This is a genomic window from Exiguobacterium sp. s5 (assembly GCF_018618075.1).
In the GTDB taxonomy this organism is placed as follows: domain Bacteria; phylum Bacillota; class Bacilli; order Exiguobacteriales; family Exiguobacteriaceae; genus Exiguobacterium; species Exiguobacterium mexicanum_A.
This window is the reverse complement of the sequence record NZ_JACSLK010000005.1, coordinates 183,763-209,628: the sequence shown is the minus strand read 5'-3', so window position 1 is coordinate 209,628 and position 25,866 is coordinate 183,763. Positions and strand designations below refer to the sequence as shown.

Genomic DNA, 25,866 nt, shown 5'->3' with positions numbered 1-25,866 from the left:
TTAATTTATGTGGTCTGAAGCGTGTATGGCTAGGACGTGACGTGTAATCAGCTTGTCCAATTCTTGGCTGACATGAATCACTTCTGGAGACGTCCAACTGTGCTGCGAGGCGATTTCATACAGTTCATCGCGTTTCTGTTCAATGGCATAATGTAAGTTTTCAGCTGTGATGACCGCCACGGTGTTTCCCCCATCATTGTAAGATCGATACTGACTAATAAGAATATCCAAATCTTAGCATCTAACACTACCGTTTACAAGTTTCATTTCCATTTCAAAGATTACAAATTCAATCATGTAAGGTGCTCGGAAAAAGATGCGAGCATTTTGAAAAGGTTTTCGCTATAATGGGGCTGAAAGGTGGAAGATCGCATGGAAGTCACACTTTGGCTCGCATTTGGGGCGGGCGTCTTATCATTTTTATCGCCGTGCACGCTACCGTTGTATCCAGTCTTTTTATCGTATATCACTGGGGTCTCAGTCTCTGATTTAAAGAGCGAGGGACTGCGACAACGCACGGCCTGGTTTCACACGTTCTCATTCTTGATTGGTTTCTCGATCGTCTTCCTCGTGCTCGGTCTGTCGACCTCGCTCATTGCCGACGTATTCATTCAATATAAGGATAGTTTGCGCATGTTCGGTGCCATCCTCATCTTCGTATTCGGCGTCTTTTTGGCGGGACTTTGGCAACCTAGTTTCATGATGCGCGAGAAAAAGCTCGCTTTAGGGGAGCGTAAAAGCGGCTACTTTGGAACGGCATTGATTGGAATTGGATTCGCGGCGGGATGGACCCCGTGTACCGGACCGATTCTTGCCGGTGTCATCGCGCTCGCGGCCTCGAACCCGAGTCAAGGGATGGGCTATATGTTGGCGTACGTCATCGGCTTCGCCATCCCATTCCTCATCATGGCGAGATTTGTCGGGAAAATCAAATACTTGGCGCGCAACAGTGCCAAGGTGGCAAAATTCGGAGGTTATTTGATGATGGCCTTCGGCGTCGTATTATATTTTGATGGCATGAATCGCTTCGCTGCTTGGATGAGCGAATTAGTAGGATTCACCGGATTTTAAAAGGGGTTGACCGAATGTCGATATTTTGGGGATCGACCCTCGTCGCACTAATGATGGGCCTGATTGCGAGCTTCGTTCGCGTCAAAGCATCAGCACGTCCGACGAATGCTAAAAAGATCTTGATTCCGCCCTTGGCGATGTCGACCGGAATGTTGCAATTTCTCGTCCCGGCGTTTCGATTGACTTGGCTCGAGGTCGGAGAAGCTTTAATCGTCGGATTGATTTTCAGCGTATTTCTCATCAAGACATCGAACTTCGAGAAACGTGATGGTGAGGTGTACTTATCCCGCTCGAAAGCGTTCTTTATCGTCGTCTTCGTCTTATTGGCGATTCGGACGGTCATGAAGGCGTTTCTCGGAGACGAAGTCAATATTTTCGCGACGGGCGGACTGTTCTATTTGATTGCCTGGGGCATGATCGTCCCATGGCGCATCGCCATGTACCAAAAATATAAACAAATCGCTTCAACATGAACGGCGTCCCTCGCGAGGGACGCCGTTTTGTCGATTATGAAGATTTTTTCGTCATGGCAGCTTCCGTCTCGGCATCGATCCCGGTGTTCGCTTTGACGAGGATGCGTTCGAAGTTTCCGGCGACTTCGTCCGACTTCGTCACGTACGTCCCGACGATGGCGGCCAGGAAGCCGAGCGGGATCGAGACGATTCCCGGGTTCGTGAGCGGGAATAACGCCTCACCGATAAAGATTGCCGAGCCATCCGGTGCCCACACGTTCGGGCTGATGGCGACGAGGAAAAGCGACGAGAATAATCCGACGACCATGCCGAACACGGCTCCGTCCGTATTGAACCGTCTCCAATAAATCGTGAACAAAATGACCGGCAAGTTCGCGCTGGCAGCGACAGCGAATGCGAGAGAGACGAGAAATGCGACGTTCATCGATTGGGCGAAGAAGGCGAGTCCCATCGAGACGAGTGCGACCGCGATTGAAGCGATCCGGGCCGCTGTGACTTGTTCTTTTTCGGTCGCTTCGCCCTTCCGGATGAAATGACCATAAAAGTCGTGGGCGAACGCCGAGGCCGCCGATAAGACGAGTCCTGCGACGACGGCAAGAATCGTGGCGAAGGCGATGGCGGCCACGAAAGCGAACAATAAGTCACCGCCGAGCACTTGGGCGAGGAGAGGCGCGGCCATGTTCCCGGCCGGGTTGGCGGCGACGATGGCGTCCGATCCGACGAACGCGGCGGCCCCAAATCCGAGGAAGATCGTCAGTATGTAGAACGCACCGATGACCCATGTCGCATAGACGACGGATTGTCGTGCCGTCGGTGCATCCTTGACCGTGAAGAAGCGGATGAGAATGTGCGGTAGACCGGCCGTCCCAAGGACGAGTGCCAAATTGAGTGAAATCGTATCGAGCGGGAGCTTGAACTTGTTGCCAGGGTTCAAGAAGCTCTCCCCGAGCGGTGTCGCCTTACTGACCTCGGAAAACATGGTGAAGACGGAGAAGTCAAAGCGGGCGAACACGAGGAATGAAATGATGGCGGTCCCGATCATCAACAAGACGGCTTTTGTGATCTGTACCCATGATGTCGCGGTCATCCCCCCGAAAACGACATAGACGGTCATTAAGATTCCGACGACGATGACGCTCGTCGTGTAGGGGATGCCGAGCAAGAGCTCGATGAGTGCCCCGGCGCCGACGAGTTGGGCGATCATATAAAAGATGGAGATGACGATAGCATTCATGGCGGCAACCCCTCGCACGCGCGGCTTGTTGAAGCGTGCCGCAATCATATCGGCCATCGTATACTTTCCAAGGTTACGGAGCGGCTCGGCGACCAAATATAGGACGACGAGGTAGGCAACGAGGAAACCAATCGAGTAAAAGAACCCATCGAACCCGGCGAGGGCAATCATCCCGGCAATCCCGAGGAATGAAGCGGCCGACATATAATCACCGGCGATGGCCAGACCATTTTGGAATCCGGTCAAACCACCGTCGGCCGTATAAAAGTCGCTTGCGGTCTTTGTCTTTTGGGCGGCGAAAAATGTGATGACGAGCGTGAGTCCAACAATCGCGACGAATAGAAGAATAGCTGTCCAGTTCATCGTCCCTCCTCCTCTTGTTTGATGGCTGCGACGAGCTCGTCGAAGCGGCGGGCCCGGCGGCTATACATGACACAAAACGTCCAGGTCATGAAGAATTGAGCGAAGGCGAGCACCCAGGCCCAAGTGATCTCACCGGCGACAGCGATGTTCAAGAACGTGAAGTAGCTCGTGGAGATTGGTAACGTAAAATAAAAGATGAGTGAGAAGATGATGGATGGAACAATGAACCGGTTCTTTTCTTGCATCAACTTGTGGAATGAAGGGCTCTCGACGATTGTTTCGGCGGAGCGAGTGCTGTCAGTTTGCGTGACGTGCGTGACATCATGCATCGGAAAACCTCCTTTTGGAATCAAGATACGTACATTATAGAAATGTAAATAAAGGAAAAGCTATCCATTTTTATTGCTAAAACCCATGCATGTTATACTAATATTGGTCATACCACTTTATTGTAATCGTTTTTAATATTGTCTATATTATGAACGGTATTTAAGAATAATTAATCCGTCCAAAAAAGGTACTTTGGACTTAGTATTCGTATGGCACAATTTCCGTTTCGTATAACTTAGTTGAACTGGTGAAGACAAAAAAAGATGCCAAGCCCAAGGCCGGCATCTCGTTTCATCATTGTTGGAAATAATGTTGATACATTTTCCAGTCGATTTGTTCTTCTTCAAGCGCCTTTTTTAAAAATTTATGGTCCCGTTTCGGTGTCGCGGCGATATAGCCTTTGACGACGAGCTCGGTCGTCATTTCACGGGCCCGCGTCTCGAGAGCGAACTGTCCGATTTTGCCCGCAATCTTTCGGATGGCGACGTCGCGGAACAGCTCCGGTACCGGTGTGACGAGACGATCAAGCAATGTACGCGTCTCCGGTGTCCATAAGTGGCGTGTCTTGTCGATGTAATCATCCTCGATGTCGAGGAGTGAGCGCCCGTCTTCTTTCGGCATTCGTTTTAAAAATTTGCGGAACATGAAGTAGCCGCCGATCGACATCAATCCGATCATCACGAATCCCCAGAAGACAATGAAATACATCACCAAGTTTTCTGGCATCGTCTTTCCCCCGTTCTGTCATTTCACGATCATTCAAGCTAAGTATACAAAAAAGGGGGGAGATACAAAAGCTACAGCTATCCGTTCCTTACTATAAAGATGGACGAAACGCGTGGGCTTCGTTAGAATAGATAGCGTTGCAATGAGCAAGAGCCAGTGTAAATCGTAATGTTCAGAAAGGAAAGAGCCATACATGAACCAATTAAAACAAGAAGTTGAGAAGCGGCGTATTTTCGGCATCATCTCGCACCCGGATGCCGGTAAGACGACGCTCACCGAGAAATTGCTCCTTCACGGGGGAGCCATCCGTGAAGCGGGGACGGTCAAAGCCCGCAAAAACTCTAAACACGCCAAATCTGACTGGATGGAGATCGAGAAACAACGTGGAATCTCGGTCACGTCATCGGTCATGCAGTTCGTCTATCAAGACAAGGTCGTCTCGATCATGGACACACCAGGACACAACGATTTCGGGGAAGATACGTATCGCGTCTTGACGTCGGTCGACAGTGCCGTCATGGTCATCGATGCGGCCAAAGGGATTGAGACGCAGACGAAGAAATTGTTCCAAGTCTGTCGGATGCGCGGGATTCCGATTTTCACGTTCATGAACAAGCTTGACCGCCAAGCGAAAGATCCGCTCGAGCTCATGGAAGAACTTGAAGAAGTGCTCGGCATGCCTTCGGTCGCCGTGACTTGGCCGATCGGGAGCGGAATGCAGTTCGAAGGGGTATACGATCGCTTAAAAAACGAAGTGCACTTGTTCCGTGGTGACAAAGCGACGCTCACGTTGAACGAGGATGGGGTCAATGATCCAATCCTCGCCGATCACTTGACGGAAGAGAACTTGACGAACCTTCGAGATGAAATCGATCTTCTCGACGGTGCCGGCAATGAAATCGACGTCGATGCAATCCAGCACGGGAAATTGACGCCGGTCTTCTTCGGGACGGCGCTCGTCGACTTCGGGGTGACGTCATTCTTGAATCACTACCTTGATATGTCACCGGCGCCTGAGGCACGTAAGTCGAACGTCGGTCCAATCGACCCGACGTCAGAGGACTTCAGCGGCTTCGTCTTCAAGATTCAAGCGAACATGAACCCGGCCCACCGCGACCGCATCGCTTTCGTTCGCATCTGTTCGGGCGTCTTTGAGCGCGGCATGGACGTCACGCTCACACGGACGGGCAAAAAGATCAAGTTGAGCCAGTCGACACAGCTCATGGCCAACGACCGGGAGACGGTCGACAAGGCGTTCGCTGGAGACGTGATCGGGATTTATGATTCGGGCACGTATCAAATCGGTGATACGATCACGACATCGAAACAAAAAATCGCGTTCGAGGCGTTGCCGACGTTCCCACCAGAACTCTTTATGCGCGTCTCGCCGGTCAACTCGCTCAAGTCGAAACATTTCCACAAAGGTGTCGAGCAGCTCGCCCAAGAAGGAGCCATCCAAGTGTACCGTAACGAGTATAACGAGATTTATCTCGGTGCGGTCGGTCAACTCCAATTCGAAGTGTTCGAGTATCGCTTGAACAATGAGTACGGCGTCGACATCCGCATGGAGCCGGTCTCATACAGCGTCGCCCGTTGGGTGAAGGACAAGGAATTGAAGGCGCTCAAGCCGTTCCAGGACTCACGCAACATGCTCGTGACGGACCGCTGGGAGCGTCCCGTGTTCTTGTTCGCCAACGAGTTCACGTTCGATCGCTTCAAAGAACGGTATGAAGATGAGCTCACGCTCGTCGACGCCCTCGACGTCAACGTCGAGATCGGCGCAGAATAATGGATGGACGGCTCTTCATAGGGCCGTCTTTTTTTGTTTCAGTGACTTGGTTGATTTTGATAAGTTTTACTTATGACTAATTTGTGACGGAATGTATTTTACGTCACGCTATAGTTGTATTATGATAAACATGTGATAAGTAAGCGATTACGGCACATGCCGAAGTCGCCGCTTTCAAAAAGGGGGATATCGTATGGAACAGACGAACGTATTAGACGCTTTCAAATCTCGGACGCAGTTCGAGGTCAATGGCAAAGCGTACGATTATTACCGGCTCAAAAAGCTTGAAGAAGAAGGGGTGACGGAACTTAGTCGACTTCCGTACTCGATTCGTGTGTTGCTCGAATCTGTACTTCGCCAGCAGGATGGCCGCGCCATCACGAAAGAACATGTCGAGAACTTGGCTAAATGGGGTACTGCCGAAGTCTCGAAAGACATCGATGTTCCGTTCAAACCGGCTCGCGTCGTCCTTCAGGACTTCACGGGTGTACCGACGGTCGTTGACCTCGCTTCACTTCGTAAAGCGATGGCCGACCTCGGCGGAGACCCGAACAAGATCAACCCGGAAATCCCGGTCGACCTCGTCGTCGACCACTCGGTCCAAGTCGATGCGTACGGTTTCGCCGGCGCACTCATGAAAAACATGGACATCGAGTTCGAGCGTAACGAAGAGCGCTACAAGTTCTTACGTTGGGCCCAGACGGCGTTCGACAACTATCGTGCCGTCCCGCCAGCAACAGGGATCGTCCACCAAGTCAACTTGGAATACTTGGCTTCGGTCGTGCTCGAAAAGAACGATGGAACGGGCAATGTCGCCTATCCAGACTCGCTCGTCGGAACGGACTCGCACACGACGATGATCAACGGACTCGGTGTCCTCGGCTGGGGTGTCGGTGGAATCGAAGCTGAAGCGAGCATGCTCGGACAACCGTCTTACTTCCCGGTACCAGACGTCGTCGGCGTCAAAATCGTCGGTGAAGTCAACCCGGGTGTCACAGCGACTGACGTCGCGCTCGTCGTCACAGAGATGCTCCGTAACGAGAAAGTCGTCGGCAAGTTCGTCGAGTTCTTCGGACCGTCGCTTCACACGATGCCGCTCTCGGACCGGGCGACAATCGCCAACATGGCACCTGAATATGGTGCGACATGTGGCTTCTTCCCAGTCGATACAGAGACGCTCAACTACATGCGCACGACAGGTCGCCCAGAAGAATTGATCGACCTCGTCGAAGCCTACTCGAAAGCGAACGACTTGTTCTATACGCCAGACCAGGCCGACCCGTCGTTCACGAAAACGCTCACGCTCGACTTGTCGAAAGTAGAGCCGTCGCTCGCTGGACCGAAACGTCCACAAGACCGGATCAACTTGTCAGACCTTCAGACGGCGTTCGTCGACAGCGTGACAGCACCAGCCGGACACAGCGGTTTTGGTCTTGAAAAAGCCGAGCTTGAGAAGACGGCAGCTGTCAACTACACGGACGGCGCTGTCGACATGCGTACAGGTGACGTGGCAATCGCAGCGATCACAAGTTGTACGAACACGTCGAACCCATACGTCATGGTCGGAGCAGGACTTGTCGCGAAGAAAGCCGTCGAACGCGGTCTCACGGTTCCGAAATTCGTGAAGACGTCGCTCGCACCAGGCTCGAAAGTCGTTACCGATTACCTCGATAAAGCCGGTCTCACGCCGTATCTCGACCAACTCGGTTTCAACACCGTCGGTTACGGATGTACGACTTGTATCGGAAACTCGGGTCCACTCGACCGCGAAGTCGAAGAAGCGATCACATCGAACGATTTGCTCGTCTCGTCGGTCCTCTCGGGGAACCGTAACTTCGAAGGCCGTGTCCACCCGCTCGTGAAAGCGAACTTCTTGGCGTCACCGCCACTCGTCGTCGCGTACGCGCTCGCCGGATCGGTCAACTTCGACATCATGAACGAGTCGTTCGGAACGGACAAAGATGGCAACGAGGTCTTCTTCAAAGACATCTGGCCATCAAACGATGAAATCAAGATGGTCGTTCAAGACGTCGTCTCACCGGAAGCGTTCCGTAAAGAGTACGACACGGTGTTCACAGGGAACGAGCGTTGGAACGCCCTCGACGTGCCAGAAGGCAACTTGTATGACTTCTCGGACGATTCAACGTATATCCAAAACCCGCCATTCTTCGAAAACCTCGAGCCGGAAGCGGGCGTCGTCCATGCGTTGAACGGACTCCGCGTCATCGGGAAGTTTGCTGATTCGGTCACGACCGACCACATCTCACCAGCCGGAGCATTCTCGAAAACGACACCAGCTGGCCAATACCTTCAATCAAAAGGTGTCGCACCGCTCGACTTCAACTCGTACGGCTCACGCCGCGGAAACCACGAAGTCATGATGCGCGGTACGTTCGCGAACATCCGTATTCGTAACCAAGTCGCACCAGGCACTGAAGGCGGCTTCACGACGTACTGGCCGACGGGCGAAATCATGCCGATGTACGATGCGGCCATGAAGTATAAAGAGCAGGGCACAGGCCTCGTCGTCTTCGCTGGGAACGACTACGGAATGGGCTCGTCACGTGACTGGGCAGCCAAAGGAACGAACTTGCTCGGCATCCGTGCCGTCATCGCGCAAAGCTTCGAACGGATTCACCGCTCGAACCTCGTCATGATGGGCGTCTTGCCGCTCCAGTTCATGGACGGAGAGTCAGCGGACTCACTCGGACTCACAGGCGAAGAGGCGATCGACATCCAAGTCGACGAATCGGTCCGCCCACGTGATATCCTGAACGTCAAAGCGACTCATGAGAACGGTACGGTGACTGAATTCAAAGTTGTCGCCCGCTTCGATTCTGAAGTCGAGATCGATTACTACCGTCACGGTGGAATCTTGCAAATGGTCCTCCGTAACAAATTGAAATAAGCCAACTGACCTTCCTTTGAAAAAAGGAAGGTTTTTTTAGTGAATGTGCGAATATAAGGTGAGACGGTGCACGATATCGGGAAGAGAATGGGGAGAGGGGGGAGTGTATGGAGCGACAAACGAAATCAGGCAAAAACTGGTGGCAACGGCTGACGCAAAAAGAGGAAGTGACGGAACAGGAAGTCGACATCACGCTTCCTCAGTTGCGAGAGGCGATCCACGAGTATGAGCAGACGTTGCCGAAAGGCGTCAATCGGACGGTGCTCCTCGATGAAGCACAGGAGATCGACCTTGCGCGTTTGAAGAAACATTTACCCGGCAAACCGAGGCAGCGATTTTACATGTCCAAAGAGACGTTTCACATCGTTCCCGAAACTGAACGGGAAGTGGTCTATGAGATGGATCAAGTCCAGCGGGCGCTCGATTTATATTTCGAACAAGAAAAAAAATTACCGCTCCGAAAATTCCAACAGACGTTACAACTTGATTTGACACGATTACGTGAAGGCGGGTATTTAAAAGTGTTGCCGAAACGGCCTTATTACGTCGTGGACGAGACATTGATCGTCTCGCTAGAACCGAAGCCGCAAGAGTGACGAAACCGAATCGTCACTCTTTTTGTCAGCGGCGCGATTACACGCCGAGGGGTTGAGTCGGGTTTATAAACTATGTTACGGTGGAAAACGTATATGAAAATAAGAAAATTGAATAGGAGTGAGATTATGGAAAGAAAAAGCCAAGTGACGACCGTTTTCCTCGTTTCAGCCATCATTACGGTCTTGTTCACGATTTGGGGTATCTTCCCTGAGCGCCTCCTCGGTAACGCGAGTCTCTTGAACGTGACGACGAAGTTACAAGGTTGGCTCTCGAACGGGATGGGTTGGTTTTATTTGCTCAGCGCGACTGGGATTTTACTCGTCGCCGTCTTTCTAATTTTTTCGAGATTTGGTTCGATTCGACTCGGCAAAGATACGGACCGACCAGAATTCAGCTATTTGACATGGTTCGCCATGTTGTTCAGTGCCGGAATGGGGATTGGCCTCATCTTCTGGGGGGCAGCAGAACCGTTGTCGCATTTCCATGCACCACCGTTTGAGTCGCCGACGCCGGAAGGCGATGCGCGCACTGCGATGCGTTATTCATTCTTCCATTGGGGCTTCCACCCGTGGGCGATTTATGCGATGATCGCGCTCGCCATCGCTTACTCGACGTTCCGCAAAGGTCGTCCGGCGACGATCGGAGAGACGATCGGATCGCTCGTCAATGACCGCTATGAACGTCCGGTCAAACAGACCGTTGATATTTTGGCCGTCATTGCGACCGCTTTCGGTGTCGCTACTTCGCTCGGATTCGGGGCCCAGCAAATCGCTGGTGGTCTGCATTACTTGATTCCAGGAGTGCCGAACGCGTTCTCGACACAATTTATCATCATCGCTGTCGTGACAGTGCTATACATGATTAGCGCTTCGACGGGTCTCGAGAAAGGGATTCGGATTTTAAGTAACACGAACATCTTCCTTGCCATCGTCTTGCTTGGAGCAACACTGGTGGCCGGACCGAGCGCGTTCATTCTCGATTTGTTCACACAGACGATCGGGACATATTTGCAACAGTTGCCGTCGATGAGTTTCCGTACGGGTGCATTTGAGCCTGTCGAACGGGAATGGATCAACGGTTGGACGATTTTCTATTGGGCATGGTGGATCTCTTGGTCACCATTCGTCGGAACCTTTATCGCCCGCGTCTCAAAAGGACGTACAATTCGTGAGTTCATCATCGGGATTCTACTCGTTCCGACATCGTTCGGTCTACTTTGGTTCTCTGTCTTCGGTGGATCGGCGATCTGGGCTGACTTGTTCGGCGGCGCAGCACTGATCGACCAAGTCAACGAGATCGGGACGGAAGTCGGGTTGTTCGCCTTGTTCGAGACGTTCGGCGGATTTGGGACGGTACTCAGTATCGTGGCCATTTTCTTAATCTCGACGTTCTTCATTACGTCGGCGGATTCGGCCACCTACGTGCTCGGAATGCTGACGACAAACGGTAAACTGATCCCGCCGATGCGCATCAAGTTGATTTGGGGCTTTATCCAATCTTCAATCGCTGCCGTCCTCTTATATGCAGGTGGGCTCGGAGCGCTGCAAGCGGTCGCGATTCTCGTCGCCTTCCCGTTCATCTTTGTCTTGATTCTGATGATCGTCGCCTTGTTCAAGGACTTGGCCGACGAACCGGACGAGCGGGACAAGTGGATTGAAGCGTATAAAGACGAAGAAGATAAACTCGGATAAGTTGAAAGGTCTCCATACGGAGGCCTTTTTTAGTGGTTAATGTTTTGCAGGACCCTCTCGCTAGTGTAGGATAGTAAGTGAAGAAGATTGGGAGGGCATTCTATGAAACAACACGTAAAGAAGCGATTGAGTTGGGTGATTTTTGCCGGTATTCTCATTGTCGGCGCCCTGCTCGCCTATAACTTTTATTTGGTCACCAATTTAAATGACGACGACGGCCGCACCAATCGGGCCGAGCCTTTCTATACGTCTGTGGTCATCGGCTATGAAGAAAAAAAGTTGCCTGAGGACGGGGAGACGCTAGAAGTTCGTGAATATAAAGTGACATATGACGAAGACGGGCACTTCGTGTCCGAGGTCGTAGAGGGACCGAACGTCGGCGCCCGTGCTGAGTGGGATGGGACCGTCTATCGTGAGTTCAATCCGGACGGCGATGAGACGAACAGCCAAGAGACAAGTTCAGGCGCGGTCGCCCCGCACCCGTTCTTGTCGAGGGCGACGAACGAACAGATTCGTAAATGGCTAGACGACGGAACACTTGGCTCGAGCGAAGGCGATGTCGATATCATCGGTCGTACGGCACAAGCGTTCGTCAAGAAAGAAACACCGGAAGCCGTCCCAGCGGAATGGGTCGAGAAGTATCCATCGATTTTCAGTGAAGATGAGAATGAAGAAGCGGTGACCTATTACGTCGATGCGAACGAGCGAATCCTGCTCGCCGCCGAGTCGCGTAACAACGGAAAGTTGTTCCATTCGATTCGCATGACTTCTTTTGAATCACGATAATCCGGCGAGGAGCAGACTGAGACGTCGGCTCCTTTGTCGTCTAAAAAGGAGAATATTATGAAACAGATCACCTTGGAGCAAGTCCAAACCGATTTGACGGCTTGGGAAGAAGGTGGGCGCGTCGATGAAGCGGCTCTCCTGTCTTACGCCCATTGGTCACGCGCGACCGGGCATCGCCAAGAATTGATTCGCACACTGACACTACTCGCGACGAGACGGTTACAGCACCGTCAGTCGATCGACCCGCTGTTAACTCGTTGGGTGAAAGAGTTGGAGTCGCTCGGTGCTTTGCCGCCAGCCCTTCGTGTCAGTCAATTGTATGATCTTTTGCGGCGCCACAAGCAACAGCTGCATGTCGAGTGGCCGAAGCTGCGTGAGACGGATTACGCGTCGATGAAAGTTCAAATATTGACCGAATATGAGTCGAAGACATCCGAGTTGCTCGAACATCTCGAGCAGCTTCACGATGAGATTGACCGCGCCAAATCTGATTTACGGGACTCGGAGTTTAAAGGGCAACTCGAACGTCTGTTCATCGTCGTCATCGAAGCGATGCAAGAAGTGGCCGCGCTCGAAGACGACACAGCCTCACTCTTGGCGTCGATGCAAGGGAATTATTTCAGCCGCGAGGCGTTTCACCGCTTCGGCCAACGAGTCGGTCTCGTCAAGGAACGACTCGACGCGATTGTTGCATTGTTACCAGAACAAACTGAAGCGACACGGTCGAGTGCGATTGAGTCGCTTGAGTCGATGATTGGCTTGTCTGACGTGAAGCAACGTGTCAAAGCATGGTATCGGTTCTTGTTGTTCCAGAAAGAGCGTGAGAAAGCGGGGTTCTCGTCCAAACACCAACCTTCACTCCATCTCGTGTTCACCGGCAATCCAGGGACCGGCAAGACGACGCTCGCGCGTCTCATGGCCGAGATTTATTTCGAGCTCGGTCTGCTCGCACGTCCCGATGTCGTCGAGGCGGACCGGTCGAGTCTCGTCGGTGCGTTCGTCGGTCAAACGGAAGAACAAGTCATGAACAAGGTGAAGGAAGCCGAGGGCGGTGTCTTATTCATCGACGAGGCGTATGCCTTGAAACGTCAAGATGCGAGTGGGAGTGACTATGGACAAGCAGCCATCGACACGCTCGTCGCCGCGATGACGAGCGGGGAGTATGCGGGAAAATTTGTCGTGATTCTCGCCGGTTACCCGGAAGAAATGCGTCATTTTCTGCTTGCGAACCCAGGACTTCGTTCCCGCTTCCCGGAATCCAACCATTACGAGCTCCCGAATTACAGTGATGACGAACTCGTCGCCATCGGTGAAAAAGTGGCGGCGGAGAACAACTACGTCCTGACGGTCGAAGCGAAGCGCGCCTTGATTGCGCGAATCGACCGGGAACGGGTCGACGCGACGTTCGGCAACGCGCGGACGGTGCACAACATTCTACTCGACGCCATGTTCAAGAAAGGGTCGCGATTTGGTGCCGATGCCCCACTCGACGAGATGGCCCTCCTGACAGAAGTCGATTTTGATATGGATGCGACCGAGGATACGTCCGGTCCGACACTCGACGATTTGGTCGGGATGGATGAGGCGAAACGTCAACTGCGCGAGATCGAGGCACTCGTCACGATTCAGAAGCGTCGGCGTGAACTCGGGTTGAAGACGGCACCCGTCCAGCTCCATGCCGCCCTCGTCGGGAACAGCGGGACCGGAAAAACGACGTTCGCCCACCTGTACGCCCAGCTTTTGAAGAAGACAGGATATTTAAAACGCGGACATTTGAAAGTCGTCAGCCGGGCCGATCTCGTCAGCGGCTATGTCGGGCAAACGGCACAAAAAACGAAAGCCGCGATTCGCGATGCACTCGGTGGCGTGTTGTTGATCGATGAGGCATACAGCCTGAATGGAGGGCCGAACGACTACGGGCGCGAAGCGATTGATACGCTCGTTGACGAGATGCCAAAGCATGGAGACAACCTCGTCGTCGTGATGGCGGGCTATGAGGCGCCGATGCGTCGCCTGATCAACTCAAACCCAGGGCTCAACAGCCGGATCAAGCGGACGATTCACTTCGAGGACTACTCGCTTGAACAGATCGTCGATATCGCCAAGAAGTATGCCGCAAAATTCGGCTATACGTGTGATGAAGATGTCAGTCAGGCACTCCTTGACCGTCTAAAAGAAATCGACCGACCGAATGCACGGACGGCCCTATCGTTGATCGATGAAGCGATCGCGAGACAATCGTATCGTTTGATCGAAGCATCGTCACAAGACAGTGAATTGAATCAGATTTTAGAAGTAGATATTAAGACCAAGTTATAATATAATCAAGTTGAAAGTGAGGACGATTCAATGCATACGATTCAGATTCCGGTCCGCTATCAGGAGACCGACATGATGGGCATCGTCTATCATGCAAACTATTTAGTATATCTTGAAATGGCACGCACCGAATTGTTGCGCCAGCTCGGGGTCGAATATAAAGACATGGAGGAAGCTGGATTTGTTTCCCCAGTGACGAACGTCTCGGTCGATTATAAGAAGAGCGTGACGTACGGAGATACAGTCCACGTACGAGTTTGGGTCGATAGTTATTCGAAGGTCCGGACGGTCTATGGTTATGAGTTGACTGATCAAAACGGTCATCTCGTCGGTTCGGCGAAGACGACACATGTCGTCGTCAAACGCGGTGACTTCAAACCGATTCGACTCGATCGTGAGTTTCCTGAGTGGCATGACATGTATATGCGCGTCATGAGTCCCGTCTTATAACAGTGGTTCTTTTGTACCGTCAGTATGGTATCATATCTTGACGGTATTTTTTGTACAATGAAAGGGGAAGATCGCATGCGAAAACCATCTATGCTGATGGTGTGCTGCGCCTTGACGCTCACATTAGTGGGCTGTACCACAAGCGACCAAAGCAAAACGGAAGAAGCCGAGAACAAACCGGCCGAAACCGAACAACAAACAGAAACTCCGGCCGAAACGCCGACGGATAAAGAAGACGAGCAAGCAGAACAACCGACTCCGGAAACGGAGGAACCGACAGCGGAAGAGCCTTCCGAGGATCAGCCTGAAGAAGAAGTGCCGGTTGCCGAGGCGCCTCCTGTAGAGGAGCCGACTGAAGCGCCGAGCGAACCGCTTGAACAGAATGGGACGGCGAATTTGAAGCTCGACACACTCATCCTTGTCAATAAGCAAATCGCCTTGCCAGCGGGCTATAAACCAGCCGATCTCGTGACGGCGAATATCGATTTCGTCGAATCGGCGACCGGGGAGCGGAAGATGCTTCGTAAAGAAGCGGCACAGGCCATCGAGAAGCTCATGACGGGCGCGAAAGCGGCCGACATTGAGTTAAAAGGGACGAGTGCGTTCCGTTCCTACGATTATCAAGTGCAACTGTTCAATAACTATGTCGCTCGGGACGGGAAAGAACAGGCGATGAAATATTCGGCACCACCAGGACACTCGGAACATCAGACCGGGCTCGCCATCGATGTTTCGAGCGCCTCGGTCGGCTATCAATTGACACAAAGTCTAGAACAGACGAAAGAGGGCAAGTGGTTGGCCGACAATGCCCACACGTACGGATTCATCGTCCGTTATCAACGTGCATATGAGGCCGAAACCGGTTATATGTACGAACCGTGGCACTTACGCTATATCGGGGTAGAGCATGCGACTGACGTCCACAAGGCGAACGTCCCGCTTGAGCACTATCTCGAGCAATTAATGGATTAAGGGGAATTGCGATGCCTTACATGACAGAAATCATCATCATTTTAATCAGCTATTTACTCGGTGCGATTCCGTTTGCTCTTATCGTCGGAAAACTCGGCTATAAGGTCGACGTCCGGGAGCATGGGAGTGGGAATTTGGGCACGACGAACACGTTCCGTGTGCTCGGCAAAAAAGCCGGCACGCTCGTTCTGCTCGGGGATATGGGTAAAGGGTTGGTCGCAGCGCTATTACCGCTCCTCTTCGGGAGCGAGATGAGCTTGCTCCTCGCCGGGATCCCGGCCATCATCGGTCATTCGTATCCGGTGTTTGCCAAGTTCAAAGGCGGAAAATCGGTGGCGACGAGTGCGGGCGTTCTGCTCGCGGCGTTCCCATGGTTTTTCGTCGTCGTCGTCGGGACGTTCCTCGTGACGCTGTTCGTCTCGAAGATGGTATCGCTATCTTCGATGGCTGCCGCAGCCGTGGGGCTCGTGACCGTCGTCACGTATGGTGTCATCGCGAAAGATTGGCTACCGCTCATCGTCATCGTTCCGCTCGCCTTGTTCATCATCATCAAACACCGCACGAACTGGCAGCGGATTCGCTCCGGCACTGAACCGAAAGTACCACTGTTCCAAAAACGAAAATGAATGTTTCGATGACCGGCAAGATCTCGGAGGATACGGAGAGAAGGTCGGTCATTTTCATGAGATGCGCTCGAGATTGAAAGCAAGACGTCAACATTCGACTGTCTTTTTTTGTGGATTTCTGTTGATTTTCGTCGAAATGAGCGAAAAATCTGTTGGATTTGCCCGTTCTTTACTTTCTGTTTACGTTAAATTTACATCCGTTCGCTACACTGAGAAAGGAAGCGATATTTGCGGAGGAGGCAGGGAAGTGTCTTTAATTGGAGAAGAACGTAAGCAAAAGATTGTGGAATGGATTGAACGAGAAGGCAAAGTGAAGACGAGTGAGTTGATTGAACGGTTGAACGTCTCTGGGGAGTCGATCCGCCGCTACTTAGAAGAACTTGAAAAAGAACATCGCATCAAACGGGTGTATGGCGGGGCGGTGCTGCATCAAAGCGTATCGTTCCAACCGATGATGATTTCAAACATGGACGGGATTCGTCGCATCGCCTATACGGCGTTTCAGCTCGTCGAGGATGATACCCTCCTTTACATCGGTCATGGGGTCGCCCCGGAACAAGTCGCCGCGAGACTTCGCGGACGAAATTTGACGGTCGTCACACCGTCACTCATGGCGGCAAAGGCGCTCTTCGAGCAACGGGCCAAAGGCGTCTTCACGGGGGACATCCAACTGCTCGGCGGCACGATTGATCCGAAGCATCTCGTCACCGTCGGCGAACACGTCTTGCAGCAGTTAAAGACGTACATGTTTGACATGGCGATTTTCTCCGTCGAGGGGGTCGATCCCTCGCTCGGTTTGACGTGTGATGCTCACGGTCTCTCGACCGTGACGCAAGCGGTACTCGACCAAAGTAGACAATGTTTTCTACTGGCCGACCATACCCAGTTCAACCAACAAAAGCGGTATCGGGTCTCCGATTTTTCCAAGGTGACGACAATCATCTCGGATTTCCCGGAGCCCGCAGATTGGAAACGTGCGTTAGCGGAGCACGAGGTCGAATGGCGCTTCGCACCTTAATAAGGAGGCAGAAGACATGATTGAAGTGATCGTGACCACATTGAAAGAAGCGAAACAGGCAGAGCGTTACGGGGCGGACCGTCTCGAATTGATTGCGGATATGCGAGCTGGCGGGACGACACCGAGTTTCGGTACGATTCGAAACGTGCTCGAACAAGCGACGATTCCGGTCCACGTCATGATTCGTCCGCATGCAGACTCATTCGTCTATGATGAAGCGGACGCGGAGACGATTTTGGCAGACGTCGGTCTGTGTCGTGAGCTCGGAGCCGATGGCATCGTGTTCGGTGCTTTGACGAATGACGGACGCATCGATGAGGCACTGCTCGGGGAAGTGATTAAACATAAGGGCGAGATGGCATTGACGTTCCATCGGGCCATTGATGACGCGGTCGATTTGATGGACGCTATCACCGTGTTGAATGATTTCCCTGAAGTGGACCATGTGCTGACATCTGGCGGTCAAGCGACGGCATTAGAGGGCTTAGAGCGGTTGAGCGCGATGCACGACGTCGCGGAAATGAACATCCTTCCAGGCGCTGGGATCACGGCGGACAACGTGTCCCAACTCGTCGACCGATTAGGCATTGACTTTGTCCATGTCGGTAGTGGTGTAAGGACCGATGGACAGCTAGATGAGCAGAAGTTCAACGCCATCAAGGAAACGATGACACGCTAAAAACAGTCGGATGACTGTTTTTTTGCTATAATGAAAAAAACGATACAGTAGGTGAAGTCATGCAATCATCAGTCTATAAACAATTTGCCCTTCGGATGTTGTCCGGGAACTGGGGCATCTCGCTCCTTGCGGTCGTGGCAACGATGCTCGTTCAAGCGGTCATCACGACGCAGCTCGATTTAGAATCGACCGACCCGAGCATCCTGTTCGTCTCGATCGGTTTACTATACACCGCGACCGTCTTGCTCGCTCCGCTAGAACTTGGCCGCAACTGGGTATTCCTCGACATCGCGAAAGCCGAGAAACCGTCGTTCGGTCTGCTATTCGAAGCGTTCGGTTCGCTCAAAGATTACATGCGTGCCGTCACGTATTATGCCATCTTTTATCTCGGCTTGAACGTGCTCATGCTGTTCTTGATCGTGCCGGGAATCTGGTTCTATTTGACGTATCGGATCGTCCCGTTCGTCCTACGGGACCGCCCGGAACTATCCGCTTTCGGCGCGATGCGTGAAAGCCGCCGTCTCATGTTTGGACACAAGCGCACGATGCTTCGTCTATATGCGAGTTTCATCGGTTGGTATGTGCTCGTCTTATTCACCGGCGGATTGGCCTATATCTTCGTGCAACCTTATATCAACACGGCGCTCGCCGGACTGTACGTCGAAATCAAGGCAGAAACAGAAGCAAACGAACAACCGGTCGGCTGAATGAGCCGACCGGTTGTTTTTATGTCCCGTGCCGATCCGACTTTTGTGGGTCGGGAGCGTCACGGAACTCGTCTTTCTCTTCTTTTGAGGCATGTTCATGCCATTTTTTCGCTTGTTCCGTGGCGATCGGAATCGCCTTTTGATCGGAGTGGCCTTGGGCGAGCAAGGCGTTGGCGATATCAATGGCTTTCTTTTTGACGAGCGGGTCGAAGTTTTTCAGTGATTCCGGATAATCTTTCATATTCCATGGCATCTTACATCGCTCCCTTCTGTACTACTAATTCCACGAGCGAGCCGATTCAAACGTCCTGGTGCATGTAGTATTCGATGAGCGCCTGCGTCCCGTTCTCGCCGTAGCCGTTCTCTTCGAGGATCGAGTACAGTTTATGCGCCAACTCGAGGCTCGGCAGTTTGATATTCAACTGGTCTGCGCTCTCGAGGGCAAGTTTCATATCTTTGATGAAATGTTTGATGAAGAAACCAGGAGCGTAGTCCTCGATGATCATCCGCGGGACAAGGTTCTCGAGCGTCCAGCTGCCGGCTGCGCCGCCTCGGATCGTCTGGCGCAGTTGATCGGGATTGAGCCCGGCTTGTTTCGCAAAGGCGAGCATCTCGGCGTTGCCCATCATGATGCCGGCGATTGCGATTTGATTGGCGAGCTTTCCATATTGGCCACTCCCGGCATAGCCCATCCGTTCGATCGATTGGCCCATCGCCTCGAACAGCGGTCGTGCCTTCGTGAAGGCGTATTCGCCGCCACCGACGAGAATCGACAACGTCCCGTTCTTCGCACCGACATCGCCACCCGTGACCGGTGCGTCGAGCGGGAGTAAGCTGCGATCGATTGCCGCCTCAGCGATACGTTCGGCAAGCGTCGGCGAAGACGTCGTCATATCGATCACGAGCGTTCCCGGCTCGGCCGACTGCAAAATCATACCGTCCCCGAAATAAAGGCTCTCGACGTCAGACGGGTAGCCAACGATGGTGATGACGGCATCGGCGTTTTGACAGACGGCTTCGACCGAATCACACCAGCGGACACCTTCCGCCAATAAATCAGCCGCCTTCTCTTTCGTCCGCGTATACGCTTGGACTTCGAATCCCGCCTTCATTAAGTTTCTGACCATCGATTGACCCATCACACCGAGTCCGATAAATCCGATTGTCTTCATAATTGATTGCCTCCTAAAAGTTGTTGTTTCACGAGTCGTTCATAGAGTTTGTTGTCCCGAAGCAACTCTTGGTGCGTCCCGAGCCCGCTGATGCCGCCGTCCTCGAGCACGACGATTTGGTCGGCATGTTGGACGGTCGAAAGGCGGTGGGCGATGACGAGCGTCGTCCGGCCTTTCATGAGCCGGTCGAGCGCTTCTTGGACGACACGCTCAGATTCCGAGTCGAGACTTGATGTCGCCTCGTCGAGCAATAAGATTTGCGGGTCGCGTAACAGCGCCCGGGCAATGGCGAGTCGTTGTCGTTGACCACCCGACAAGCGGACGCCGCGCTCACCGATCTCTGTATCGAGCCCGTCCGGCATCGACTCGATGAACGACCAGGCGTTGGCCATGTCGCAGGCTCGTCGAATCTCGTCCTCGGTCGCTGTCCGGGTCAAGCCGTACAAGATATTTTGCCGCACCGTCCCGGATAGGACGGGCGAATCTTGGGCGACGTAGCCGATGACTTGCCGCCATTCGTTGCGGCCGTAGGTTGAGATATCCCGGTCCCCGTAATAGATGTGACCGCTCGACGGAAGGTAGAACTGCTCGACGAGGGCAAACAGTGTCGTCTTGCCAGCACCGCTGCGTCCGACGATGGCTGTCGTGGCACCGAACGGGACAATGAGGGACACGTCGTCAATCACAGGCTGGTCGCCATAACGGAACGTCAGGCCCTCGAACGAGAGCGACGACTGTCGAATCGTCGACGGCTCAGCCGTGTACGGTTCCGGCTCGATGGCGAGCAGTTCCGATATTCTTTCGGTCGCCCCGCGTGCTTTTTGAAGCCGGGTGATAAACTCCGTCATCGTGATGAGCGGCGTGATGATTTGGAACAAGTACAGCATGAACGCGAGCAACGAGCCGGTCGACAGGGCACCGGTCGAGACGCGATAAGCCCCGAAGCCGAGAATAGCGATCAGCATCGCCGTCAACGTGACGTTCAAGAGCGGAATCAAGATCGCTTGAATCCGTCCCTCGCGCACACCGAGGCCGAAGAGACGCTCGATGCGTCGTTTTCCTTCTGCGACCTCGACGGATTCGGTCGCCTGTGATTTCACGAGCCGAATCTCCCCGAGCAGTTCGGCGAAAAACCCGGACAAGTCACCGAGCTCATGTTGGGTCGCCTTGGCGATTTTCCGAAGTTTACGCCCGAGCGGGATGACAATCAAGAGTGTCGTCGGCACCGAGAACAAGATGACGAGCGTCATCTGCCAATCGAGTGTGAATAAGATGCCGACAGCGCCGATGACCGAGACGAACGACGTCAACAAGCGGACGCTCTGTTCGGACAAGAGCTGCTGCAACGTCGTCGTGTCATTGTTGAGCCGCGAGACGAGATCCCCCGATTTGACGCCGTCATAGAACGGAATCGGAAGCGCGACGAGATGCTCCCATAACGTCGTCCGCAGGTTGGCGACGACGCGTTGTCCGACGATATGTAACCAATAGATCGAAATCGCGCTCGAGATAACTTGAATCAGAAACGCGATGACGAAAATGGTGACGAGACGGGCGTCAAGCGCGGCCTCGCTCCAATTGTCGACGACGCGTTGCAAGATGAGCGGGATGGCGAGTGACGCCATCGCTTGGAGCAACGAAATCAATACAGCGCCGATGAACAGACCTTTCGGTGGTCGAGCGACGCGGAACAAGCGCAAAAAAGCTTGCCATGTGGATGTGGACTCCATGATACGTCCCCCTTTCCTTTTAACTTTCGCTGTTTCGAAAACAAGTGTCAAGACGTCGAATCGTGCACCGGAATAATGCTAGAATGGAATCAGAGGTGAAGTCGCATGAAATGGATACATACGGCCGATTGGCATTTAGGTAAAATCGTCCACGGTCGCCACATGACAGAAGAACAACAATATATATTATTTGAATCATTTTTACACATCGTCGACGAGGAGAAGCCTGATGCCATCGTCGTCGCCGGTGATTTATACGACCGGGCCGTGCCGCCCGTCGAGGCCGTCGACTTGCTCGATGAGATGTGGCGTGCGCTCGTCCTCGAGCGGGGCATCCCCGTGCTCGCCATCGCCGGCAATCACGATTCGGCCGAGCGGCTCCAATACAGCTCCAAACTGTTGACGAAAGTCGGTCTCCATATCGTCGGGAAATATGACCCGGGAACAGAGCCGATTGTCGTGAACGACATCCCGTTTTATTTGATGCCGTTCCTCGAGCCGGCGCGCATCCGTTACGCGTTCGGCGACGAGTCGATTCGGACTCACCATGACGCGCTCGCCGCAGTCGTCGATTCTTACGGGACGATCGACGCACGAGCGGTCGCCGTCGGCCACAGTTTCGTCGCCGGCGGACTCGAGACCGACTCCGAACGGCAACTGTCCGTCGGGACGGCCGGGCAAGTCGCCAAAGGACTATACGCGCCGTTCGGCTATACGGCGCTCGGACACCTGCATAACCGTGACGCCATTCGCGACGACCGGATCGCGTACAGCGGGTCGCTCATGAAATATTCGTTCTCCGAGACGACGCATGTGAAATCGGTCGACGTCATCGAATGGGACGGGACGTGGACACGTCGACGTCGTCCACTCCAGGCGCGCCGTGACTTGCGCATCTTGACCGGGACGCTGAACGAGCTGCTCGACCCGTCGTTTTATCAAGACGAGGCCGTCGACGACTATTTAAAAATCGTCTTGACCGATGAACGTGCGTTATTCGACCCGATGGCGAAGTTGCGGACCGTCTATCCGAACATCTTACACCTCGAACTTGAGTTGTTGCGTCGCCAAGACCAGACGTCCCGCTTCGAACGGGAGAAGCTCGAACGGCAATCGGTCGAGGATGTATATATGGACTTCTTTAAAGCCGTCCACGGCCGCGATGCCGATGCGACGGTGCAACGCTTCTTAGAAGGGGAGGAATCGATTTGAGACCGGAACAATTGACCATCACCGCCTTCGGTCCTTACGCCGAGACGGAACAAATCGATTTTACGCAGCTTGAAGGCCGTTCGATGTTCGTCATCAGCGGCCGGACCGGTGCCGGAAAGACGACGATTTTTGACGCGATGACGTTCGCGCTTTACGGACGGGCGAGTGGGACGCTCCGAAACGCGAGTGATTTCCGAAGCCAATATGCGGACCCGGAGCGAAAGACCGAGATCGACTTTTCGTTCACGATTCGCGACGAACGGTATCGGATCGTCCGCCAACCACAACAGCCGCATCCGAAAAATAAGACGCCAATCCCGCACGAGGCGGTGCTCTACGAATGGAAAGACGCTTGGAAACCGATTGCGACGAAAGTGAACGACGTTGAACAGACGATTGAATCGTTGTTGCAACTGAGCTATGAGCAGTTCAGCCAAATCTTGCTGTTGCCGCAGAACCAGTTCCGTCAGCTCCTCGATTCCGATTCAACGAAGAAGCAACAGATTCTGCAATCGATCTTCAAGACGGAGGCGTACCGTGCCTTTCAGGAAGATTGGATCGAACGTTACGGCAAATACCGCAAACGAGTCGAATGGGCGGTCGAGACGACGCGCTTAAAACTGTTGGAACTTGAAGACGAGGCCGTCGAGGACATGTCGACCCGTAACTTGCCTGAAATCGTGACGTGGCTCGACGCCCGGGAGGAGCGGCTCTTGGCGGCGAGGGACTCGCTACAGGCACAACGCCGGACTGGTGAAGAACGGCTCGAGGCGCTGCGTCGAGAAATGAATCAGGCGACCACGCTCGCCGAGTTGATGGAAGAGCGGGACGTGCGCGCGACCGCGCTCCAAGCATTCCGCGAAGCGGCACAGGAGCGCGAAGAACGCCAGACGCTCATTCAACGACTTGAACAAGTGGCAAGCGTCAACCCGCTCTATCAACGTACCGAAACGGTGCGTCACGACATCGAACGATTGACCCGTGAACGCGATGTATCCCGTCAACGAGACGAAGGCTACACGAGACAGCTGGAAGAGTTGAAGGCAGAAGCAGAAGCCATCACGACCATGCGCCAGGAGGCAGATCAAGCCACAAGTCGCGTCAATGCGATTGACGAGATGTTGCCCTATGTCGACGAATGGCACCGGGCCACGAGACGTCGGGATGACTTGAAACGCCAGTTGGAGCCGCTCAGCCTGTTCTCAGAAGAAGCGCGTCTCAAGGAGCTCCAAGCGACTGAAGGCGAACTTGAGGCTAAGCTGGAACACGCACCGGCCCCAGACCAACTCGTCGAGGCCGAACGGCTGTATAGTCAGCTCCAACATCAGGTTCGGCTCGAGGCGAAAGTGGCAGAGGTCACGGAACGACTCGGTGCCTGTGAACGCAACGGGAAGGAAGTCCAGCGACAATTCACTGCCCAGACGAAGCAAGTCGACCAATTCGTCGAGGCCGAGCATGCGCTCATGGCCGACACGCTGCGCGAGCAACTCGAAGCGGGGGAACCTTGTCCGGTCTGCGGTTCATTGACCCACGGACACGTCGAGCGAACGGGGACGTCCATCGACCAAGCCAGTCATCGCTCAGCCATCGAGACGCTGAAACGGATCGAGGCTGAGCTACATGAAGCACGGGCGGATTATCGGGCGCTCAAACGCCAACTCGATGAGCTGATCCGTGAACGTGATCTCGCTCGACTTGAATTGAAGCTCGATGGTGCGGCTGACGCTGCGATGCAACACCAAGACGCCCGCGTCCGGCAGTTGCGTCAAGAAGCCGAAGAACGACAACGGATGGAGCGTCTCTTACGCGCGACCACGACCGAATTGAAGCAACTCGAGACGGCGAAGCGTGTGCAGGCAGATGAACGACAGAAGTTGTTCGAACAGCTCCAAACCGTCCAAGAGCAGCTTCAGTCGATGCGTCAACCGGATGGGACGACGTTAGAAATGTTGCAGACCGAGCGGAATCAGCTCGCGACGCGACTCACTCACATCGAACGAAACGTGGGGACGTATGAACGTCGGCTTGAAGAATTGAATCGATTGAAGTGGGGGGAAGCGGAGCGACTCCGTCTCCTTGGTGAACAACTCGAGTTCGAGCATGTTCGTCTTTCCGAAGCGACGGCTGAACTGGAGGCTGCTCTCGAGAAGATTGAGTTGACTGAAGTTGTGTTCAAGGAGTATCGCGCGCGCGTCGAGCAACTGCCCGAGCTGCGCGAACGTCAAGCGACCGAACTGGAGGAAGGTGTCCGGCTCGAACACGCCGTCAAGGCGCTGAACGATAAAATCGGGGACCGTCCGCGACCAGACCTTGAACGACTCCAGGAGAAGTTGCACGAGGAGAACCGTTCGTTCGAAGCGCTGTCCGAACAACTCGTGACGGCGGACGGGCAATTGAAACGTCATCGTCACATCGTAGCCGAATGGAACGCGCTCCGGGAGAAGACGGATGAGGATCAACGGAATCTGGAGACGGTCAAATTGATCGCCGACACCGGTCGAGGACTGAATCCGCAAAAGTTGACGTTCGAGACGTACGTGCAGACGGCGTTCTTCGATCAAATTCTCCATGCGGCCAACGTCCATCTCGATCAAATGACGAGCGGACAGTTCCAATTGGAGCGGAAAATCGAGACGGCGAGAGGAAATGCCAAGTCCGGTCTCGAACTATTAGTCTTTGACGCCTATACGGGTCAGTCACGCCGCGTCCAAAACTTGTCTGGTGGGGAAGGGTTCAAAGCATCATTGTCGCTCGCCCTTGGACTCGCCGAAGTCGTCCAGCAACTGAGTGGCGGGGTCAGCCTTGAGACGATGCTCATCGATGAGGGGTTCGGGACACTCGACGCTGAATCGCTCGACCAAGCGATCGAGCTTCTCATGTCGCTCCAATCGAGCGGGCGGCTCGTCGGGGTCATCAGTCACGTTCAGGAATTAAAAGACCGGGTCGACGCCCGGATTGAAGTCAAAAAATCAAGGAGCGGGTCGACGATCCAGCTCATCGTGGAGTGAATCCG

23 protein-coding genes are annotated in these 25,866 nt (G+C 53.6%); 16 read left to right on the top strand and 7 right to left on the bottom strand.

Annotated features, from left to right (window positions below; genetic code table 11):
- The gene (locus KNP60_RS11945; RefSeq protein ID WP_034777785.1) at positions 1 to 180 is read right to left on the bottom strand and encodes an aspartyl-phosphate phosphatase Spo0E family protein; all 180 of its coding nucleotides are present in this window, start codon (positions 178 to 180) and stop codon (positions 1 to 3) included.
- Positions 181 to 372: 192 nt separating this feature from the next.
- Between KNP60_RS11945 and KNP60_RS11940 the strand changes: the two genes are divergently transcribed.
- Both KNP60_RS11940 and KNP60_RS11935 read left to right on the top strand, forming a co-directional pair.
- Entirely contained in the window at positions 373 to 1,071 is a 699-nt protein-coding gene (locus tag KNP60_RS11940; RefSeq protein WP_114166290.1) for a cytochrome c biogenesis CcdA family protein, read from the top strand.
- Between the two features lie 20 nt (positions 1,072 to 1,091).
- Positions 1,092 to 1,544, top strand: a complete 453-nt coding sequence (locus tag KNP60_RS11935) for a CcdC family protein (RefSeq protein ID WP_034779932.1) — start codon at positions 1,092 to 1,094, stop codon at positions 1,542 to 1,544.
- 34 nt (positions 1,545 to 1,578) lie between these two features.
- Here the strand turns inward: KNP60_RS11935 and KNP60_RS11930 are convergent, their stop codons facing one another.
- The 3 genes from KNP60_RS11930 to KNP60_RS11920 form a co-directional block, all read right to left on the bottom strand.
- Positions 1,579 to 3,141 carry a solute symporter family protein gene (locus KNP60_RS11930; protein ID WP_138859341.1) on the bottom strand — a complete coding sequence of 521 codons (1,563 nt, stop codon included), beginning with the start codon at positions 3,139 to 3,141 and terminating at the stop codon, positions 1,579 to 1,581.
- Positions 3,138 to 3,470 (bottom strand): DUF485 domain-containing protein, encoded by a 333-nt coding sequence (locus KNP60_RS11925; protein WP_214797550.1) that lies wholly within the window; start codon positions 3,468 to 3,470, stop codon positions 3,138 to 3,140. Before KNP60_RS11925 ends, KNP60_RS11930 begins: the two co-directional genes overlap by 4 nt.
- Before the next feature lie 295 nt (positions 3,471 to 3,765).
- Entirely contained in the window at positions 3,766 to 4,197 is a 432-nt protein-coding gene (locus tag KNP60_RS11920) for a DUF2621 family protein (protein WP_034777781.1), read from the bottom strand.
- A 193-nt stretch (positions 4,198 to 4,390) separates the two neighbouring features.
- Between KNP60_RS11920 and KNP60_RS11915 the strand changes: the two genes are divergently transcribed.
- The 12 genes from KNP60_RS11915 to KNP60_RS11860 all read left to right on the top strand — a co-directional run bounded on the left by KNP60_RS11915 (position 4,391) and on the right by KNP60_RS11860 (position 18,739).
- The gene (locus KNP60_RS11915) at positions 4,391 to 5,986 is read left to right on the top strand and encodes a peptide chain release factor 3 (RefSeq protein WP_034777779.1); all 1,596 of its coding nucleotides are present in this window, start codon (positions 4,391 to 4,393) and stop codon (positions 5,984 to 5,986) included.
- A gap of 193 nt (positions 5,987 to 6,179) precedes the next feature.
- Positions 6,180 to 8,894, top strand: a complete 2,715-nt coding sequence (acnA, locus tag KNP60_RS11910; protein WP_214797549.1) for an aconitate hydratase AcnA — start codon at positions 6,180 to 6,182, stop codon at positions 8,892 to 8,894.
- Between the two features lie 107 nt (positions 8,895 to 9,001).
- Positions 9,002 to 9,490 carry a DUF3939 domain-containing protein gene (locus tag KNP60_RS11905; protein WP_084592824.1) on the top strand — a complete coding sequence of 163 codons (489 nt, stop codon included), beginning with the start codon at positions 9,002 to 9,004 and terminating at the stop codon, positions 9,488 to 9,490.
- A gap of 126 nt (positions 9,491 to 9,616) precedes the next feature.
- Positions 9,617 to 11,182, top strand: coding sequence for a BCCT family transporter (locus KNP60_RS11900; protein WP_214797548.1), 1,566 nt, complete (start codon positions 9,617 to 9,619; stop codon positions 11,180 to 11,182).
- Between the two features lie 102 nt (positions 11,183 to 11,284).
- Positions 11,285 to 11,968, top strand: a complete 684-nt coding sequence (locus KNP60_RS11895; RefSeq protein WP_034777768.1) for a hypothetical protein — start codon at positions 11,285 to 11,287, stop codon at positions 11,966 to 11,968.
- 57 nt (positions 11,969 to 12,025) lie between these two features.
- Positions 12,026 to 14,287 carry an AAA family ATPase gene (locus tag KNP60_RS11890; protein WP_214753213.1) on the top strand — a complete coding sequence of 754 codons (2,262 nt, stop codon included), beginning with the start codon at positions 12,026 to 12,028 and terminating at the stop codon, positions 14,285 to 14,287.
- 30 nt (positions 14,288 to 14,317) lie between these two features.
- A complete protein-coding gene (locus KNP60_RS11885) occupies positions 14,318 to 14,737 on the top strand; it encodes an acyl-CoA thioesterase (protein WP_034777763.1) in 420 nt (139 codons plus the stop codon).
- Positions 14,738 to 14,812: 75 nt separating this feature from the next.
- Complete coding sequence (locus KNP60_RS11880) at positions 14,813 to 15,709, top strand: M15 family metallopeptidase (RefSeq protein ID WP_214753215.1); 897 nt, start codon at positions 14,813 to 14,815, stop codon at positions 15,707 to 15,709.
- 11 nt (positions 15,710 to 15,720) lie between these two features.
- Positions 15,721 to 16,335 (top strand): glycerol-3-phosphate 1-O-acyltransferase PlsY, encoded by a 615-nt coding sequence (gene plsY / locus KNP60_RS11875; protein ID WP_371743412.1) that lies wholly within the window; start codon positions 15,721 to 15,723, stop codon positions 16,333 to 16,335.
- A gap of 247 nt (positions 16,336 to 16,582) precedes the next feature.
- Entirely contained in the window at positions 16,583 to 17,353 is a 771-nt protein-coding gene (locus tag KNP60_RS11870) for a DeoR/GlpR family DNA-binding transcription regulator (RefSeq protein WP_034777760.1), read from the top strand.
- 16 nt (positions 17,354 to 17,369) lie between these two features.
- Entirely contained in the window at positions 17,370 to 18,032 is a 663-nt protein-coding gene (locus tag KNP60_RS11865; RefSeq protein WP_214711314.1) for a copper homeostasis protein CutC, read from the top strand.
- Between the two features lie 59 nt (positions 18,033 to 18,091).
- A complete protein-coding gene (locus KNP60_RS11860; protein ID WP_214797547.1) occupies positions 18,092 to 18,739 on the top strand; it encodes a DUF975 family protein in 648 nt (215 codons plus the stop codon).
- Between the two features lie 19 nt (positions 18,740 to 18,758).
- Here the strand turns inward: KNP60_RS11860 and KNP60_RS11855 are convergent, their stop codons facing one another.
- From KNP60_RS11855 to KNP60_RS11845, 3 genes are read right to left on the bottom strand one after another with little or no spacing between them, the layout of a single operon-like run.
- Positions 18,759 to 18,992 (bottom strand): DUF2188 domain-containing protein, encoded by a 234-nt coding sequence (locus KNP60_RS11855; RefSeq protein WP_214797546.1) that lies wholly within the window; start codon positions 18,990 to 18,992, stop codon positions 18,759 to 18,761.
- Between the two features lie 46 nt (positions 18,993 to 19,038).
- On the bottom strand, positions 19,039 to 19,911 hold the full coding sequence (locus tag KNP60_RS11850) for an NAD(P)-dependent oxidoreductase (protein WP_034777753.1): 873 nt from the start codon (positions 19,909 to 19,911) through the stop codon (positions 19,039 to 19,041).
- The gene (locus KNP60_RS11845) at positions 19,908 to 21,641 is read right to left on the bottom strand and encodes an ABC transporter ATP-binding protein (protein WP_214797545.1); all 1,734 of its coding nucleotides are present in this window, start codon (positions 21,639 to 21,641) and stop codon (positions 19,908 to 19,910) included. The genes KNP60_RS11850 and KNP60_RS11845 overlap by 4 nt, the downstream gene beginning before the upstream one ends.
- 105 nt (positions 21,642 to 21,746) lie before the next feature.
- Here KNP60_RS11845 and KNP60_RS11840 point away from each other — a divergent pair, with 105 nt between their 5' ends.
- Positions 21,747 to 22,853, top strand: coding sequence for an exonuclease SbcCD subunit D (locus KNP60_RS11840; RefSeq protein WP_214797544.1), 1,107 nt, complete (start codon positions 21,747 to 21,749; stop codon positions 22,851 to 22,853).
- Entirely contained in the window at positions 22,850 to 25,861 is a 3,012-nt protein-coding gene (locus KNP60_RS11835) for an AAA family ATPase (protein ID WP_214797543.1), read from the top strand. Before KNP60_RS11840 ends, KNP60_RS11835 begins: the two co-directional genes overlap by 4 nt.
- Positions 25,862 to 25,866 lie beyond the last annotated feature (5 nt).

What these genes read in the sequence shown, in the direction of transcription:
- KNP60_RS11940 (WP_114166290.1), top strand. Translation starts at nt 373, where the DNA reads ATGGAAGTCACACTTTGGCTCGCATTTGGGGCGGGCGTCTTATCATTT.
- KNP60_RS11930 (WP_138859341.1), bottom strand. Translation starts at nt 3,141, where the DNA reads ATGAACTGGACAGCTATTCTTCTATTCGTCGCGATTGTTGGACTCACG.
- KNP60_RS11925 (WP_214797550.1), bottom strand. Translation starts at nt 3,470, where the DNA reads ATGCATGATGTCACGCACGTCACGCAAACTGACAGCACTCGCTCCGCC.
- KNP60_RS11920 (WP_034777781.1), bottom strand. Translation starts at nt 4,197, where the DNA reads ATGCCAGAAAACTTGGTGATGTATTTCATTGTCTTCTGGGGATTCGTG.
- KNP60_RS11915 (WP_034777779.1), top strand. Translation starts at nt 4,391, where the DNA reads ATGAACCAATTAAAACAAGAAGTTGAGAAGCGGCGTATTTTCGGCATC.
- acnA (WP_214797549.1), top strand. Translation starts at nt 6,180, where the DNA reads ATGGAACAGACGAACGTATTAGACGCTTTCAAATCTCGGACGCAGTTC.
- KNP60_RS11905 (WP_084592824.1), top strand. Translation starts at nt 9,002, where the DNA reads ATGGAGCGACAAACGAAATCAGGCAAAAACTGGTGGCAACGGCTGACG.
- KNP60_RS11900 (WP_214797548.1), top strand. Translation starts at nt 9,617, where the DNA reads ATGGAAAGAAAAAGCCAAGTGACGACCGTTTTCCTCGTTTCAGCCATC.
- KNP60_RS11895 (WP_034777768.1), top strand. Translation starts at nt 11,285, where the DNA reads ATGAAACAACACGTAAAGAAGCGATTGAGTTGGGTGATTTTTGCCGGT.
- KNP60_RS11890 (WP_214753213.1), top strand. Translation starts at nt 12,026, where the DNA reads ATGAAACAGATCACCTTGGAGCAAGTCCAAACCGATTTGACGGCTTGG.
- KNP60_RS11885 (WP_034777763.1), top strand. Translation starts at nt 14,318, where the DNA reads ATGCATACGATTCAGATTCCGGTCCGCTATCAGGAGACCGACATGATG.
- KNP60_RS11880 (WP_214753215.1), top strand. Translation starts at nt 14,813, where the DNA reads ATGCGAAAACCATCTATGCTGATGGTGTGCTGCGCCTTGACGCTCACA.
- plsY (WP_371743412.1), top strand. Translation starts at nt 15,721, where the DNA reads ATGCCTTACATGACAGAAATCATCATCATTTTAATCAGCTATTTACTC.
- KNP60_RS11865 (WP_214711314.1), top strand. Translation starts at nt 17,370, where the DNA reads ATGATTGAAGTGATCGTGACCACATTGAAAGAAGCGAAACAGGCAGAG.
- KNP60_RS11860 (WP_214797547.1), top strand. Translation starts at nt 18,092, where the DNA reads ATGCAATCATCAGTCTATAAACAATTTGCCCTTCGGATGTTGTCCGGG.
- KNP60_RS11855 (WP_214797546.1), bottom strand. Translation starts at nt 18,992, where the DNA reads ATGCCATGGAATATGAAAGATTATCCGGAATCACTGAAAAACTTCGAC.
- KNP60_RS11850 (WP_034777753.1), bottom strand. Translation starts at nt 19,911, where the DNA reads ATGAAGACAATCGGATTTATCGGACTCGGTGTGATGGGTCAATCGATG.
- KNP60_RS11845 (WP_214797545.1), bottom strand. Translation starts at nt 21,641, where the DNA reads ATGGAGTCCACATCCACATGGCAAGCTTTTTTGCGCTTGTTCCGCGTC.
- KNP60_RS11840 (WP_214797544.1), top strand. Translation starts at nt 21,747, where the DNA reads ATGAAATGGATACATACGGCCGATTGGCATTTAGGTAAAATCGTCCAC.